We start from the raw sequence: 15,961 nt of genomic DNA on the forward strand, positions 1-15,961 counted from the left end.
AGGATTTCCGGGCGGCGTTTTACAGGAAGAGGGAATTCCATGTAAAAACACGAGTTCTATTATATGAGGCACGGAGAGATGGCAAGGTTGGTTGTTCCATCAATAACAGGTGGACTGAATTTGGTATTTTATGGTCGGTGAACCTGCTTTTTTCAAGAGGAAATATACTATGAGATTGTACGGCTCCCTGATGGATTTAAAAAGCTTGCATGGAATATATGAGGATGTTGAGTCTGTCTTCGTTCAGATTGACTAGCTTACATGGGACTGTATAATGCCCATCAATTTGAGAAACAGGGAATGAAAGTAAAAATCGGGTTTATGCAGGGCGCTGAGGAATGGCAGATTGATGGTTTTCTATGCCGTTTCAGGAAGATATAGACAGGGACAACGCAGATTTTCTTATTGCCTTCCCTTGGTTGTATACCTCTTCCAAAGAGACATATCTTCAATTTTTACAGGATTCCATAGGAAAAATTACGATCATGGATGTATATGGAGAAGCCCTCGCTCCAGATTTGAATTTGTTCGATTATCACATAGGGTTTGATTCCGCCGATCATGGGGGGCGCGTTCTGGAGATGCCTTTTTTATCCTCCTACCGTGTCCAGGCGGATCAGCTGCCATTGGAAAATGTGGCTGATGTCCTGAACCGGAAAAGCGGATTCTGCAATTATATCTACTCCCATGGAGAAGGGCATCCCTACCGCATCCAGTTGTTTTCCCGGCTTTCTGAATACAAGAAGATCAATTCCATAGGAAAGCATTTGAACAATACACCCTGTTCCGTTCCCAGGGAGTCCGATGACTGGCTCAAGGGAAGTATTCTGTTGAAAAACCCCTATAAGTTTTCCTTTGCGTGTGAAAATGCCTGGTACCGGGGTTATTCAACAGAAAAAATAATCACGAGCTTTCTGGCCCGCTCCATCCCTATTTACTGGGGAAATCCATTAATTGAGGAGGACTATAATCCCAGGGCATTTATTAATTGCCACCGGTATTCATCTCTGGACGAAGTTGTAGCGGAAATCAAAAGAATTGATGAAGATGATGAATCATGGCTCGCCATGATGGCTGAACCCAAACGGCTCCCCTGGCAGATTGAACGGGCTCAGGAAAAGGAGGCCAGACTGAAGGCAGCTCTAATTGAGATATTTACTTCTCCCGTGGAACAGGTGAGGAGAAGGGGAAACGGATTTTGCGTCAATAACTACAGGGATTTTTTCATCCGCAATTTGAGTGGCAGGAAGAAAACCCCCAGGGAAAAATTAGAGGCAGGTTTGAAAAAGTGGAACAAAAAACTGTTTCACCGCTCCTAGCCCGGAATGCTTTATGTGAGCATTGGTGCATTCAGCCATCACATGGTGCATCAGTTATTTTGGAACCATTATAAACTGAAAAAGCCGTGCGTGGCGGAAAGCATGACAAAATCTGAATGCCATAAGAACCGTTTGCGGTGGAAAATCTTGCAAAATAGAGGCATAGGTAAGGCCACTCAAGAAAAAATGGTAGGCCCGGTAGGGTTCGAACCTACGACCAAGGGATTATGAGTCCCCTGCTCTAACCGCTGAGCTACGAGCCCGTTGAAGAACAACGTGGAGAAACGATAGCAGAATTTGACGGGAAGAGCAAAGTTTTTATGCAGGCATCACGTTTTGGATTTGCACGCGTCCGGGAAAGGCGTCCGGGAGGTTAGACTTGCAATTTTGTCCAGCTCCGGCCCTTGACGATTTTATAGAGGATGGTGGACTGGACGGCCATTTCAAAGGCGAAGAGCAGCCAGATGCCCCACAGGGTCATGGTTTCCGGAGCCAGCTTGAACCAGACCCATGTGCAGACGACGCGGAAGAAGCCCATGATGCCGTAGGAGATGAACATGACCCTCCGCGTGTCGCCCGCGCCGCGCAGGGACATTTTCATCACGATGCAGGCGGCGAAGAAGGGCTCCACCAGCAGCATGGTGCGCAGCACGGGAATGCCGGTGTCAATGAGCGTCATGTTGCCATTGGAGAATATCTCCATGAAGAGGGAGGGGAAGGCGCAGAAGAGCACGCCCAGCCCCGTCATGAAGATGATGGCGTACCGCATGCATTTCCAGATGGTGATGCGGGCCATGAGCGCGTTCCGGGCTCCCAGGTACTGCCCCACCAGGGTGGAGGCCGCCATGCCGATGGCGAATCCGGGCAGGAAGCTTAACGATTCAATGCGGACGGCGATGTTGTGGACGCCCAGCACGCCCTTGATGGGCAGTTCGCTGATGATGGAGAGGCAGAACATCTGGATGCCCCACATGCCGAAGACTTCCACGGCCTGCGGCAGCCCGATTTTCAGGATGCGCTTCTGCATGCCCATGTCCGGCCGCAGATGGGAGAAGCTGAGGTACAGCGGCGGAGCATAGTGTTCCCCGCGTTCCTTGACGAGTTCTTCCAGGGATTCGTTTTCTCTTCCCGCGAATATTTTTTTCCTGCGCCGCAGCATGATGAAGAGGAGCGCGCACATGCTGATGCCGTAGCCGCAGACCGTTCCCGCCGCAATGCCTCCGATGCGCCAGCCGCCCAGCGGGGCGTCCGCAAAGACGAAGGTGACGCTGAAAATGACGTTGAGGATGCCCACGCCCATCATGATCCAGAAGGGCAGCCGCGTGTCTCCGGAGCCGCGCAGGGCGGCATTGATGGCAAAGACCACGCCGCTGAAGGGGGCCGCGAAGGCGGCCACATAGACGTATTGCAGGGCGTAGGCCCTGGCGGCTTCATTCATGGTCAGCACGTGCGTGACCAGGAAGCCGCTGCATGCGAAGAGCAGCCCGCAGGAGATGATGCCGGCCAGCAGCCCCAGCATGGCGGCCTGGTGCAGCCCGTGCTGCGCCTGGGGGTAATCCCTGGCTCCGGTCATGCGGGAGACGATGGCCGTGGCCCCCATCATGATGGACCCCTGGATGACGAAGCCGAACCACATGAGGAAGACGACGGCCCCCATGCCGTCGGAGATGTTGATGGTGTCCTGCGCGTTCAGCCCGATTTTGGTAGCAATGAAGAGGTCGGAGGAGGTGACGAAGAAGCTCAGAAGCTGTTCCAGGAAGGGCCAGAAGGCAATGACGGCGATCTGGCGGGGCAGGGACAGTCCGGCAAGTTTACCCCCCAGGCGGGCGCGCGACGCCCTGCCGCGGATAATGCCCTCTCTCGCGTCACCCGCACTCATCGCTGGGCGGTGTAGATGCTGGCGATTCCCCCGTTCAGGGGTTCTGCCGTGATGTTGCTGTAGCCGCAGTCCCGGAGCAGGTCCTGCATGGCCTGGCCGCTGGGAAAGGCTTCAATGCTTTCCGCCAGGTAGTCGTAGGCTTCCCGGTGGCCGGTCATCCAGCCTGCAATGACGGGGAGGATGCGGTGCAGGTAAAAACGGTAGGGGCTTTTCAGCAGGTTTTCAGGCAGGGAGAAATCCAGAATGAGCAAATGGCCCCCCGGCCGCAGCATGCGGCCCATTTCCCGCAGGGCGTCCGGATAGCTGGCCATGTTCCGCAGGCCGAAGGCGACGGTGACTGCATCATAGGAGGCGGAGGAAAAGGGCAGGTTCATGGCGTCCGCACAGACCAGGTTGTCCAGTCCGCGTCTGGCCGCTACGTCCAGCATGGGCTGGCAGAAGTCGGAACCGGTCAGCCGGATTTCCGGCATGGCGTTCAGGATGGCTAGGGCCAGATCCCCGGTTCCCGTCGCCAGGTCCAGGAGGCGTTCCGGCTTCCATTCGGAGACGAGCTGCACGACGCGCTGCCGCCAGAGCAGGTCCACGCCCATGCTCAGTACATGGTTGGTGGCCACATAGCGCGGCGCAATGGCGGAAAAAGCGGCTTTGACGAATTCTGGATTGCGCATGCGGATGGATAGTAAAAAAGAGCACCATAAGTGCTCTTTTTCATGAAGGAAAGGGGATGGGGTGTCGGACGGGGCTCGAACCCGCAACAACCAGAATCACAATCTGGGGCTCTACCATTGAACTACCGACACCATTTAATGTTGTGGTGCGGCAGACATTACCCGTCCTCTTCCGTTTTGGCAAGAAGAAAATAAGTTTGATGAGTTTTTTAGACGGAATATTTTCTCAAAAATAAAATAAGGGACGGGTAAAGCAATTATTTGTTTCCCATTTGGAAAGTTACGGGGTGTTTGCGTGGTCTTCTATTGAATCCTCCTGGATTTGATGTAGACTTTTTTATTGTGGGAATTGATGTAATACACACCGCCTTTCGGGCCAACCCGGTAGGTTCTGTTTTCCCGTGCCTGGAGGGCGCGGGGGGAGGTGTGTTTTCCGGGCACCATTCCGGCACACAGGGGCGTGTATTCCGGAAGGAGCGGCTTGCGGCTGCATTGGGGCAGAGAGAGGAGAAGAGGAAGGATGGCCGCCGGGAGGAAAAGAGAGTGCTTCATCAGAGCGTTATTATCTTTTCCAGAAGGTTGTTTTGTCAAGTTGGAGAGTCGTGCTGAACGGTTTTTTATGAGAAGAATATGATTTTTTCTGCATTATTTGAAAACGAATGTTTGAATTTATTTTATTTCCAATTATTGTTGCCACAGTCACAGATGCCTTTGAGTCGTTAACCAGCCAGTTGTCCCTATCCAAGCCATGAATTTCTTTCCTCACATTCCCATGTTGTCCACTGTGTTCAGCAGTATCGGCTGCTATTTACTGCCTTTTGGCGTCGTTTTGCTGTGGCTTCTGTATGAATCAAGAAAAGTAAAGGCCATCCTCCTTGCCGGGCTGGTGATTCTGAGCATGGTGTGCATGTTTTTTCATGAGGCATGTGCTCCCAGCAGGGAATATCCGTGGGACTGCATGGTGGAGCACATATTTACAGGAACGCTTCTCCCGTTCCTCTGTCTGCTGGGATATATTCTGTACGTGTTTCTTTGCGCCTGCATCCCGGTGTACAGGAAGGTGTGGAAGGGCATCGGCTTTTTTGCCCTTGGAGTAATGAGCCTGGCTTTTGAGTACGTGAATGTTTCCTTTCCGGTGATGCTGCTGGCGGGTTATTTGTTCCGTTTCTTCCTCTTCCGGAAGTTCCGGAACCACATCCCCTTTGTCAGGAAGTGCCACGGAGTGCTTGCGATAGGAGTGGTGCCCGGAATTTGCCTGATCAGCGTTGTCAGCGCCATTTTGTTTCCCCCGCCGGAGAGTTTTATTTGTGAGAAGATCAATGAGGAAATGGCGCGTGACATGGCCCTGTGGAATTACCAGAGCAACCTGGTTCTGCTGTCCAGCCGTTTTCTGAATGTGGAACGCAAGAAGGACTGCATTACCGTAAAGTATTATTGCGAGACGAATATGGGCCCTGCCGTGTACAAGGCATTCTGCAACAATTACGGCGGTTATGTAAAGGCAGAGTGTTCCCTGCTGAACAGGCATGCTCCCTGATGACGGAGGACAACGGCGTTTTTCCGCGAGGAGCCGGTCAGAGTTCTATGTCTCCGGTAAAGACGAGGTCCGCCGGTCCGGTCAGCGTCACGCTGGTAAAGCGGTCTCCCGTGCGCTGGAAGCCTACTTTGAGCGTGTCCCCTCCCGCTACGTCCACTTGAATGGGTGAAGGGGCATCCGTCAATACGGCGTGCAGCAGCGCGCTGGCGGTCATGCCCGTTCCGCAGGCAAGCGTTTCATCCTCCACGCCGCGTTCATAAGTACGTATGGCGATGTGCCCCGGAGACAGGATCCTGGCGAAGTTGGCGTTGGTGCCTTTTGGAGAGAATGCGCTATGGTAACGCAGGTAGGCGCCCAGACGGGGAACGTCCAGGCCGTCCAGCTTGTCCAGAAACGCTACGGCGTGCGGAACGCCTGTATTCAGGAAGTGGACGTCCGCCCCCACCGCCGGGTCCGCATTCAGCACAAAGAGCTGCAGGGAGTGGGGATCCGTCAGGTTCACGGTGACATTCCCGTCCTTTTCAAAGGTGGCGGTCACGATGCCGGCCATCGTTTCAAAGGGGAGGGGAGCGGATTTGTCGTGATGAAGCAGGGCCGCGGCGAAGTTGCCGAAGCAGCGGGCTCCGTTGCCGCACATTTCCGCTTCTCCGCCGTCGGCATTGTAATAGCGCATGCGCACGGTTCCCCCTTTGCCCCGGGACGGTTCCACGGCAATCAGGCCGTCCGCCCCGATGCCGAAGCGGCGGTCGCACAGGGCTTCAATGGTCTCCTTGTCCAGCACGGAGGAAAGTTCCAGGTCACGGTTGTCCACCATGACAAAGTCATTTCCGGCGCCCGTCATCTTGTAGAAATGAAGCAGCATAATAGTAAGTTGTGTTGTGCCGGGATTTTAATGCGGCCGTCCGGATTTGGCAAGGCGGCTTACATGAATGACATGGCGTCCACGTCGATCACGGCGGTCAGGTCGTCCCCCAGCCCGGCTTCCTGCACCAGCTTCCGCAGGGTGCGGGAGAGGATGCGGGCGGACGGCCCCTTGACCGTGATCTGGAATCTGAACTGGCCGTGTGCGCGGGGAATGGGCGCCGGCATGGGGTCCGTCATCGTGGCTGGAGGGGGCAGCATGCCGCGGAGGCGCGCCGCGAGCGTGCGCGTGGCGAATTCCGCCATGTTTTCATGCTGGGAGCGTATGGTCAGCACGGCGATGTGGGTGAAAGGCGGCAGGTCGAAGGAGCGGCGCATTTCCAGCTCCTGCGCCGCAAAGCCGTCCGTATCGTGATGGCGGGCGTACTGCAGGGAAGGGGACTGGGGGGTAAAGGTCTGGATGATGACCTCCCCGGAAAGGTCGCCGCGGCCGGCGCGGCCCGCCACCTGCGTCAGAAGCTGGAAGGTGCGCTCTCCCGCGCGGGGATCCGGGATATGGAGACCCAGGTCCGCGTTCAGCACGCCCACCAGCGTCACGTTGGGAAAGTCCAGCCCCTTGGCAATCATCTGGGTGCCAAGGAGAATATCTATCTTATGGGCGCGGAACTGGTTCAGAATGGTTCTGACGGCGTTTTTGCGCCGGGCCACGTCCGCATCCACGCGCGTGATGCGCGCCGCAGGAAAGGTGCGCCGCAGGATTTCCTCCACCTTCTGGGTACCGTACCCCTGGAGCATGATATTGGCGGACCTGCACTCCGGACAGGTGCGGGGCGGCAGGGCCTTGAACCCGCACAGGTGGCACATGAGGCGGTCCTCCGTACGGTGGTAGGTCAGGGGCAGGGAGCAGTGCAGGCACGTCACCACGTGGCCGCAGTCCGGACACTGGATGGAGCGTGCGAATCCGCGCCTGTTGAGCAGAAGGATGACCTGTTCCCCCTTGTCCAGCCGCCGGTCGATGGACATTCTGAGCCGCTCGGAGATGACGTTGGGGCCGGATTTGTTTCTGCCCTCCGTCTTCATGTCCAGAATGCGGATGAGGGGGAGCTGCTGGCCGTCCGCCCTTTCCGTCAGCTTCACCAGGGAATATTTTCCGGTCAGGGCGTTATGGATGCTTTCCAGGGAAGGGGTGGCGGAGCCCAGGACCACGGCGCAGTCTTCCAGATGGGCGCGCAGCACGGCCAGGTCCCGCCCGTGGTAGCGGGGGGAGCTTTCCTGCTTGTAGGACGCGTCATGCTCCTCATCCACAATCACCAGCCCCAGGTTCTGAAGAGGGGCGAAGACGGCGGAACGGGGGCCGATGACGATGCGTGCCTTTCCGGAACGGATGGCGTGCCATTCGTCAAAGCGTTCTCCGTCCGATAGGAGGCTGTGCAGCACCGCCACGGAAGAGGGCAGTTCCGCAAAACGGGATTTGAAGCACTGGACGGTCTGGGGCGTCAGGGAGATTTCCGGTACCATGATCAGGGCGGATTTTCCGGATTTCACCATTTGGGAGACGGCCTGAAGGTAAACCTCCGTTTTGCCGGAGCCGGTGACTCCTTGCAGGAGCATCGGTTTTTTGTGCTCCGCCGTGCACATGGCCGTGATTTCTTCCAGCGCCTTCTGCTGCTGATCGTTCAGCTTCATGGGCTGGCTGGGGACGAACTGCTCTCCAGTGCTGGGGTCGCGGTGCACGGATTCCTCCTTCAGGGAGATGAAGCCCTTGGCCGCCAGGCTGCGGGCGATGTTCAGAGCCCCCGTGCCGAATGCGGCCAGAGGCGCTTCCATCTGTTCCGCAGATGAAAAATAATCCAGCATTTGGGCCTGCCGGGGCGCTTTGCGGTACAGGGCATCCAGCTCCTCACGGGACGGACGTTTTTCCAGATACACCATTTTCCGCATTTTTTCCGCCGTGTTTTCCTGACGGACGGTTTCCGGGAGCAGGCAGCGGATCATTTGGTCCAGCGCTACGGAATAATAGTCCGCCGCCCAGGAAGCCAGATTCATCATGACCGGGGAAATCAAGGGTTCCGGGTCGATCAGTTTCAGAATGGGCTTGAGCCTGTCCTTCCAGGCAGGGTCCGGCTCGGACAGCGTAAGAACAGTGCCGGTGGCCGTCCTGTTGCGCAGGGGAACCTGCACGCGGCAGCCCGGCCTGACGTCCCCAGCTTCCGGCGGAATGCCGTAGTCCAGCACCAGATCGCTTTGTCCGTCAACCAGAATGCGCGCCGCCTGCATGGAGTGAAAGGGGGGAAGGAATAATTGTTAATGATAACCGAAGGGGAAGCGGGCTACGCCGCTCATGTCTTTCAGCACTTCAATGTAATTATAGCCGTAGCCGTCCATGATCTGAGTCACGGCTGCCGCCTGGTCATGTCCGATTTCCAGGGCTACGAAGCCGTTTTCATTCAGGTAGTCCCGGGCGCGGGCCAGAAAGCGTTCAATGATTTCCCAGCCTTCCGGGCCTCCGAACAGGGCCGTATGGGGATCTTTCATAACTTCCGGGGCAAGCTCCTCTCCATCCGCAATGTAGGGCAGGTTGGCCACGATGACGTCAAAGCGCATTTCCCGTCCGGCATCCTTCTCTTCCTCCTCAGGCACGGAAGCGGAAGAATCCGCTCCTTCCGGGCGCAGGACCGGTTTTTCCAGGTGGATGTTTTCAAACAGGTCCGTCTGGACGGTGGAGACTCTGGCTCCCAGCCGCATGGCGTTTTCCAGCGCCAGGTCCAGAGCCTGCGGGGAAATGTCCGCCAGAACGACTTCCTTCGCGCGCTCCTTGAGTTCCAGAGCCAGCGTGACGCCGATGATGCCGGAGCCGGTACCCATGTCCAGCACGCGTACCGGACGGTCTGGGATTTTCTTTAACACCATTTCCACCAGTTCTTCCGTTTCCGGGCGGGGAATCAGGGCACGCGCGTCCGTCAGGAAATCCCTCCGGAAAAATTCCGTGAACCCCAGCAGGTGCTGCAGCGGTTCTCCCGCCGCCCTTCTTTTCAGCAGCTCGCGGAGGGGAGCCAGTTCCGCTTCTTCAACAGGCCTGTCAAACCGGGAGTAAAGAGCCGTGCGGTTGCAGTGCAGAACGTGGGCCATCAGGTGCTGCATGGTGGCGCGCGCCTCGTCACAGCCCTGGCGCGCCAAGTAGTCCGTGCCGGACTGAAGAACTTCCAGTAGGGTTTTCATGAAAGGAAAAGGGGGTTAGGACATGCCGGCTTCCGCCAGGCGTTCCTGCATTTCCGCATGCTGGAGAGCCATGATCAGGTCTTCCATCTGCCCCAGCAGGATGCCGTCCAGATTGTGGGACGTATAGCCGATGCGGTGGTCCGTCAGGCGGTTTTGCGGGAAATTGTACGTCCGGATTTTTTCTTCACGGCCGCCGGAGCCAATGAGGTTGCGGCGTGCGGCGGAATATTTTTCCGCCTCTTCCCGCTTCTTGGCTTCAAAGAGCTTGGCGCGCAGAATCTTCATGCCTTTTTCACGGTTCTTCATCTGGCTGCGCTCTTCCTCGCACCGGACATAAACGCCCGTGGGGATGTGCCAGATCTGCACGGCGGATTCCGTCTTGTTCACGTGCTGGCCGCCGGCGCCGCCGGAACGGCACACTTCAATGCGGAGGTCCTCCGGGCGGATTTCTATGTCCACTTCCTCCGCTTCCGGCATGACGGCCACGGTGGCGGTAGAGGTGTGGATGCGCCCCTGCGTTTCCGTGGCGGGCACGCGCTGCACGCGGTGCACGCCCCCTTCATACTTCAGGAAACGGAATACTTCTTCCCCGGCAATGCGGCAGACGACTTCCTTGAAGCCGCCCACGTCTGACGGGCTGCTTTCCAGATGCTCAAAGCGCCAGCCGCGTTCTTCCGCAAAACGCTGGTACATCCGCAGCAGGTCTCCGGCAAACAGGGATGCTTCATCCCCGCCCGTTCCGGCGCGGATTTCAATAATGGCGTCCCGGTCTTCCGTCGTGTCGCGGGGAAGCAGGCTGTACTGCACGTCGCTGCGCAGTTTTTCCAGCGCGGCTTCCAGTTCGGGAATCTCCATGGCGGCCAGTTCCGCCAGCTCCGGGTCATCCGTCTTCGCCAGCTCCTGATTGTCTGCCAATTGCTGTTCCGTGGCGTTCAGGGAATCCCACGTTTCCATCAGGTCCTTCAGGCGGCGGTGCTCCCTCATGGTTTCCGAGGCCCGCTTCTGGTCATTGAAAAAATCCGGTTCGGCAATGACCGTTTCCAATTCTTCCAGGCGCTGGCGGCGTTTTTCAATGAGAGGTGTGTAATCCATGGCGTTTGCGTATAAGGAATTCTAAAAGATAACAGGGCTTTCTGAAAGCCAAATCCGGGGGATGTAAGACATGTTCCGGCATTTGAAAAGGAGGGGGATACCGCTTCCTGCCGTCCTGTCCGCGCTTTCCTGATTCCGGAGGAACCGGACCAAAAGAAAACCGCAGCCATTACGTCTTTCCAATATGCCTTCCCTGGTAAGGAGGGGCGGAAGCATCGTAACTGCTGCGGCGGTAAAGCTGGCATCGCGTACGGGACTCGAACCCGTGTTGCCCGCGTGAAAGGCGGGAGTCCTAGACCGCTAGACGAACGCGACTTTTAGGTTTGCAGGGACTGCGCGGCGAAGTAAATACTACCGGAGGCCGAAAGGCAAGAATTATTTGAATCTGAATTTAAAAAAATCGTTATTTGCCTTCCGGAATGTGGGAATCGTCATAATCGTCCAGCCTGTGCTGCCAGAGGTAGTACCGCGTTTGCTGGACAAGCACTCCGGAAAGGGCCAGCAGTGAAATGAGGTTGGGAAGGGCCATCAGGCCGTTGGCGCAATCCGCAAACACCCATACCAGGTCTATCTTGGAAACGCAGCCGGTAAAGACCGCCGCCACCCAGATGACGCGGTAAGGCGTGATCAGCCGGATGCCCCCCAGGTACTCCAGGGCTTTTTCCCCAAAGTAGGACCAGCCCAGGATGGTGGAGACTACAAAGGTGACCAGGCTGACCGTCAGGAGAGGAGAGCCCACATAAGGAATTTTACTGAATGCCAGCGTAGTGAGCCGGGGGCCGTCACTGGACGAAATATCCGGATGGGCGAGGATGCTGGTAGTCAGCACAATGCCCGTGAGTGCGCAGATGACCACGGTATCCCAGAACGGTCCGCTGGAAGAGATGAGCGCCTGCCGTACGGGGTTGCGGTTCTGTGCGGCGGCGGAGGCGATGGCGGCGGAGCCCAGCCCGGCTTCATTGGAAAAAAGGCCGCGGGCCACGCCGGTCCGCATGGCCGTCATGACGGCCGCTCCCACCACGCCCCCGGCGGCGGCTTCCCCGGTAAAGGCGCAGTCCAGAATGTACCGGATGGCCGGAAGAATGTAGTGGGATTGCACGGCCAGGATGTAGACACAGCCTATAATGTAAATTACCGCCATGAACGGGACGAAGAAGGCGCATACCTTGGCAATGCTCCGGATGCCGCCCAGCATCACCAGGGCCGTCAGGATGGTCAGCACCGCAGCCGTTCCCCAAGAGGGAATGGCAAAGGCGTGGTGGAGCTGTTCCGCCGCGGCATTCCCCTGCGTCAGGTTGCCGATGCCGAAGGCGGCAATGGCCGTGAATACGGCAAAGGCTACGCCGAGCCATTTGCATTTCATGCCGCGTTCCAGTACAAACATGGGGCCTCCGCTCATGTTGCCGTCCTTGTTTTCCACCCGGTACTTGATGGCGAGCAGCCCCTCGGAATACCGTGTAGCCATGCCAAGAACGCCCGTCAGCCAGCACCAGAAAATGGCCCCCGGCCCTCCGGCGGCAATCGCCACCCCCACGCCGATGATGTTGCCCGCGCCGATGTTGGCGGCCAGGGCCACCATCAGGGAACTGAACGGGGAAATGTCCCCCTTGTCCGTATGGTCCTTCACAAAATACAGTTTCAGGGCCTTGAACAGGTAGCGCTGCGGAAAGCGCAGAATGACGGTGAGGTACAGGTGAGTGCCCAGCAGCATGATGAGCAGAGGCCATCCCCACAGGAAACTGCTGAAGGCGGACAGCCAGGTTGTGAGCGCGTCCCCGGTCTGGAAAAAGGCGTTTTGCAGGGCTTCAAGCATACCGGAAAGACTCTAAGGAAAAATGCTGTGGTGGCAAGTCCTTAAAACACGGGAAGGGCACGGAAAAACAACTTCTGCGGTTCCGGCGGCGGAAAGCTTTTTACAAGAGCGCGCTGGTTTCATCTGCCATGGATAACAGCACGGGCTGGTCCGGAAGCCAGCTTCCATGTGGTCCATGTGGAGGAATGCCTCAGGCGCCTCCGGCTTTCCTCATGCTGTTTAATGAAGAATGAAGGAATGGATGATCGTTGCTTGTCTCCGGGGTCTGCGGTCTTTATCATAAGGCCCATGGCCTGGCATGCGGACGTCACGCCGCGTTCCGGCCATCAGCTTGAACCAAGAGGGAAAATGATTGTTTTTACGGAAGAAAAGAAGTTTACCAGGGAAAAAGTGCAGGAGCTGTTCCTGTCCGTTGGATGGATTTCCGGCCAGTATCCGGAACGGCTGTACAAGGCCCTGATGAATTCGTCCACGGTATTTACCGCGTGGGACGGCGACCGGCTAGTCGGGCTGGTGCGGCTGCTGGACGACGGCGAGCTGGTAGCCTATATGCACTATGTCCTGGTGCATCCCGACTATCAGGGCAGGGGAATTGCGGGAAAAATGATGGAAATGGTCAAGGAGAAGTACAAGGACTACCTGTACATTGAAATCATGCCGGAGGAGAGCAGGAACGCCGCCTTTTATGAAAAGCACGGCTTTCATGCCATGGAAGACGGCGTACCCATGCAGCGGTGCAATTTTTCAAACAGGACTTGACGCCCGCGGCTGGACCGCCAATTTCCGGCAGGCGCGGAAGGCGGGCGTTATTTTGTGTGTCCGGGATACAGTAAACCCGCGGGAATCCTTTCGGATCTTGGCTCCGCGGGTTTACCTTCTCATCCCGGATCAGCTCCGGAAAAGGTTCAGATTCAATTCCTTGATAATGGATTGAAGAGCTGCCTGGCCCTTCACAGTGTTTCCGGCAGGGTCCAGGGGCGGGGAGAAGGCCGCCATGGCCAGCTTGCCGGGGGCTACGGCTACCAGGCCGCCGCCTACGCCGGACTTGGCCGGAAGGCCGGCCTTGTACATCCAGTCCCCTGTGGAATCATAGAGGCCGGACATGCACATTTCCGCCAGAATTGGAGGAACGTTGACATCCTGCACCACCCGCTTCTTGCTGACGGGGTTGACGCCTCCGTTGGCATAGCAGGCGCCCATCAGCGCCAGCTGGGAGGTAGTGATGTTCAGGGAGCACATGCGGGTGTACAGGTCCACGATCATGGGCGGCGTATTGTAAAAATAGCCGTAGCTGTCAAGCAGCCATGCGATGCCGCGGTTGTGCTGGTTGGTAGCGCTTTCCGACTTGTAGATCTCCTGGTTCACGGTCAGGGCCGTGTTGGCGAAGTTGTTGAAATTATGAATCATGTTGGACCATATTTCATCGGAGTCCGACCCGTTGACCAGGCTGACTGTCGCCATGGCTCCGGCGTTGACCAGGGGGTTGAGGGGCTTGCCGCCATGCAGTTCAATCGCCATGACGGAGTTGAAGGGCTCCCCGGTGGGGTCTGCCCCGATCTTTGTGCGGAGCTCCTTCATTCCGATCAGATCCATGACGTAGGCCAGGTTGAAGGCCTTGGAGATGGATTCAATGGCAAAGGGGGTGTCCGCGGAGCCTGCGGTCAGCAGGTCTCCGTTGACAGTGACCACGGCAATCGCCAGCAGGTCGGAGGGAACTTGGGCCAGAGCGGGAATGTAGGAGGCGTTTTTGCCTCCCTGGACGGTTTTGGCGTAGGCATACGCGTTGTCCAGAGCCGTCTGTATTTGTTCATTGGAAGGGACGTTACTCATGGGATATGGTATGGATTGGGGTTGATGTAGAATGGGTTCCATTGGTTTTTTCCCATCCGAAGGGTTCGAAGGCGTCTTCAGGATCCACAGGCCGTTTCCAGGAGGGCTTGGCCATGGCATGGATGATGAAAGGAATGCCGGCGAAGATGAAGGTGCCTATCACCAGAAGCATGATGTACATCGTATTGCTGCCGACGGTAATTTGGTTCGGCGGGATGAAGCTCACCAGGAAGGCCGCCAGGCTGGCCAGGAAGCCGAGGCCGCCCACAATCCACATGCCGAGGGTCTTGCCTCCGGGAATGCGGAAAGTGCGGGGCGTATTCGGTTCCCGGTAGCGCAGATAAATGCCGGAGGCGAACATCAGCATGTACATGATGAGGTACAGGATGATGGTAAGCTGGGAAATAATCTGGTAGGCGGACTGCACGGAAGGCATGATCACGAACATGATGGAAAGCAGGGTGACGATGCAGCCCTGAATGAGCAGGATGCCCATCTGGACGTTGTTCTTGTTCCGCTTCTGCATGACGGGCGGCAGGTTGCCAGCCAAGCCTACCTGGTACAAGCCTTTGGAAGGACCTCCCACCCACGCTGTTACCTGGGCCAGAACGCCTACGGCCAGCGCAAGCGCCAGAATCCAGTTCATCCAGCCGAGGCCGAAGAAGCTGAAGTAACTGTCATAAGAAATCAGCAGGCTCTGCACCAGGTTGATCTGGGAGTTCGGAATGATGAAGCCGATGGCCAGCGTGCCCAGAACGAAAATGAGTACCGTAATGATGGCGGAAATCAGAATGGCCAGCGGATAGTTGCGGCCGGGGTCATTCACGTCCTTCACATGCACGGCGGACATTTCCATCCCTGCGTAGAACAGGAAGATGCTGGCGGCCAGAACGAGGTTGTTGAAATTGCTCATGTCCGGTATCAGCTTGTCCCAGCTCATGTCCAGCAAAATCGGGTTGCCTCCGGCCCAATAGCTCAGGCCCAGCAGAATCAGGATGGCGCCCGGAATGATGGTTCCGATGATGGTGCCCCATTTGGTAACGCCTGCGGAAGTCTTCATGCCGCGCAGGTTGAGCAGGGTAGCTGCCCAGTATACACACAGCACCACGATGAGCACATACCACTTGTTGGCGGCAAGAGCTTCATCCCATCGCTGTCCGGGTCCCATGAAAGCCAGGGAAACGGCGGCGAAGGTCAGCACGGTCGGAAACCAGATGGTGCTTTCAATCCATTGCAGCCAGATGGCCAGGAACCCCCATTTTTTGCCGAAGGCTTCGCCTACCCAACGGTAAACGCCGCCTTTCTGCGGCCATCCGGTGGTGAGTTCCGCGGCTACCAGGGAGACGGGCACCAGGAAAAAGACCGCTGCAAAAATATAGTAAAAGACGGAACTGAGTCCGTACGTGCTTTCCGCAGGCATGCCGCGCAAGCTGACAATGGCGGAAACGTTAATCATGGCGAGCGTAAATACCCCCATGCGAAGGACGGATTTTACCGCCGGAGCGTTATTGGTTGTAACGGGACCTGTTGGAGAGGTCCCTGATTGAGTCGTATTATTCATTGGTTTATTCCGGGTTGAGAATTGGGACGGCGTATCGAAGTGCCGACACCGACCTTATCTGAACGACCATCAGGAAGGCTCTTTCGTTGAAAGGATGGTGTAAATGGATTTGTAAAGTCTGTCTTACTGAGTTCTCTTTTTCTTAGTATGATGAAAGATAGAGAAGCTACTAATTAAGAATG

Annotated in this window: 13 protein-coding genes and 3 tRNA genes; 3 read left to right on the top strand and 13 right to left on the bottom strand. The window is 56.8% G+C overall.

Features of this window, described 5'->3' with window-relative positions; translation table 11 throughout:
* The first annotated feature begins 359 nt into the window (after nucleotides 1-359).
* The gene (locus P8A25_RS04465) at nucleotides 360-1,319 is read left to right on the top strand and encodes a glycosyltransferase family 10 domain-containing protein (protein ID WP_404838776.1); all 960 of its coding nucleotides are present in this window, start codon (nucleotides 360-362) and stop codon (nucleotides 1,317-1,319) included.
* A gap of 187 nt (nucleotides 1,320-1,506) precedes the next feature.
* Here P8A25_RS04465 and P8A25_RS04470 read toward each other — a convergent pair.
* From P8A25_RS04470 to P8A25_RS04490, 5 genes are all read right to left on the bottom strand, one after another.
* A tRNA-Ile gene (locus P8A25_RS04470) sits at nucleotides 1,507-1,582 on the bottom strand.
* Between the two features lie 110 nt (nucleotides 1,583-1,692).
* Nucleotides 1,693-3,198, bottom strand: a complete 1,506-nt coding sequence (locus P8A25_RS04475; RefSeq protein ID WP_102728012.1) for an MATE family efflux transporter — start codon at nucleotides 3,196-3,198, stop codon at nucleotides 1,693-1,695.
* Nucleotides 3,195-3,866 carry a ubiquinone/menaquinone biosynthesis methyltransferase gene (locus P8A25_RS04480; protein ID WP_102721379.1) on the bottom strand — a complete coding sequence of 224 codons (672 nt, stop codon included), beginning with the start codon at nucleotides 3,864-3,866 and terminating at the stop codon, nucleotides 3,195-3,197. Before P8A25_RS04480 ends, P8A25_RS04475 begins: the two co-directional genes overlap by 4 nt.
* Nucleotides 3,867-3,923: 57 nt before the next feature.
* Nucleotides 3,924-3,998 (bottom strand) — tRNA-His (locus P8A25_RS04485).
* A gap of 171 nt (nucleotides 3,999-4,169) precedes the next feature.
* A complete protein-coding gene (locus tag P8A25_RS04490; protein ID WP_022397041.1) occupies nucleotides 4,170-4,418 on the bottom strand; it encodes a hypothetical protein in 249 nt (82 codons plus the stop codon).
* Nucleotides 4,419-4,614: 196 nt separating this feature from the next.
* Here P8A25_RS04490 and P8A25_RS04495 point away from each other — a divergent pair, with 196 nt between their 5' ends.
* Nucleotides 4,615-5,403 carry a hypothetical protein gene (locus tag P8A25_RS04495; RefSeq protein WP_102726744.1) on the top strand — a complete coding sequence of 263 codons (789 nt, stop codon included), beginning with the start codon at nucleotides 4,615-4,617 and terminating at the stop codon, nucleotides 5,401-5,403.
* 37 nt (nucleotides 5,404-5,440) lie between these two features.
* Here the strand turns inward: P8A25_RS04495 and dapF are convergent, their stop codons facing one another.
* From dapF to P8A25_RS04525, 6 genes are all read right to left on the bottom strand, one after another.
* Nucleotides 5,441-6,265, bottom strand: coding sequence for a diaminopimelate epimerase (gene dapF, locus P8A25_RS04500; protein ID WP_022397043.1), 825 nt, complete (start codon nucleotides 6,263-6,265; stop codon nucleotides 5,441-5,443).
* A 59-nt stretch (nucleotides 6,266-6,324) separates the two neighbouring features.
* Nucleotides 6,325-8,541: a primosomal protein N' gene (gene priA / locus P8A25_RS04505; RefSeq protein ID WP_215442723.1), complete on the bottom strand. Its 2,217-nt coding sequence runs from the start codon at nucleotides 8,539-8,541 to the stop codon at nucleotides 6,325-6,327.
* A 27-nt stretch (nucleotides 8,542-8,568) separates the two neighbouring features.
* Nucleotides 8,569-9,483: a peptide chain release factor N(5)-glutamine methyltransferase gene (prmC, locus tag P8A25_RS04510; protein WP_215442722.1), complete on the bottom strand. Its 915-nt coding sequence runs from the start codon at nucleotides 9,481-9,483 to the stop codon at nucleotides 8,569-8,571.
* A gap of 15 nt (nucleotides 9,484-9,498) precedes the next feature.
* Complete coding sequence (gene prfA / locus P8A25_RS04515; RefSeq protein ID WP_215442721.1) at nucleotides 9,499-10,575, bottom strand: peptide chain release factor 1; 1,077 nt, start codon at nucleotides 10,573-10,575, stop codon at nucleotides 9,499-9,501.
* A 239-nt stretch (nucleotides 10,576-10,814) separates the two neighbouring features.
* A tRNA-Glu gene (locus P8A25_RS04520) sits at nucleotides 10,815-10,890 on the bottom strand.
* A gap of 88 nt (nucleotides 10,891-10,978) precedes the next feature.
* Nucleotides 10,979-12,388: a sodium:alanine symporter family protein gene (locus P8A25_RS04525; RefSeq protein WP_215442720.1), complete on the bottom strand. Its 1,410-nt coding sequence runs from the start codon at nucleotides 12,386-12,388 to the stop codon at nucleotides 10,979-10,981.
* Between the two features lie 348 nt (nucleotides 12,389-12,736).
* Here P8A25_RS04525 and P8A25_RS04530 point away from each other — a divergent pair, with 348 nt between their 5' ends.
* A complete protein-coding gene (locus P8A25_RS04530; protein WP_215442719.1) occupies nucleotides 12,737-13,147 on the top strand; it encodes a GNAT family N-acetyltransferase in 411 nt (136 codons plus the stop codon).
* Between the two features lie 129 nt (nucleotides 13,148-13,276).
* Here P8A25_RS04530 and glsA read toward each other — a convergent pair whose 3' ends face one another.
* Together glsA and gadC are read right to left on the bottom strand one after the other, a co-directional pair.
* Nucleotides 13,277-14,218 carry a glutaminase A gene (glsA, locus tag P8A25_RS04535; RefSeq protein WP_215428401.1) on the bottom strand — a complete coding sequence of 314 codons (942 nt, stop codon included), beginning with the start codon at nucleotides 14,216-14,218 and terminating at the stop codon, nucleotides 13,277-13,279.
* Nucleotides 14,211-15,779 (bottom strand): putative glutamine/gamma-aminobutyrate antiporter GadC, encoded by a 1,569-nt coding sequence (gadC, locus tag P8A25_RS04540; RefSeq protein ID WP_404838777.1) that lies wholly within the window; start codon nucleotides 15,777-15,779, stop codon nucleotides 14,211-14,213. Before gadC ends, glsA begins: the two co-directional genes overlap by 8 nt.
* Nucleotides 15,780-15,961 lie beyond the last annotated feature (182 nt).

This window comes from Akkermansia sp. BCRC 18949, from assembly GCF_045011645.1.
Taxonomy (GTDB): domain Bacteria; phylum Verrucomicrobiota; class Verrucomicrobiia; order Verrucomicrobiales; family Akkermansiaceae; genus Akkermansia; species Akkermansia massiliensis.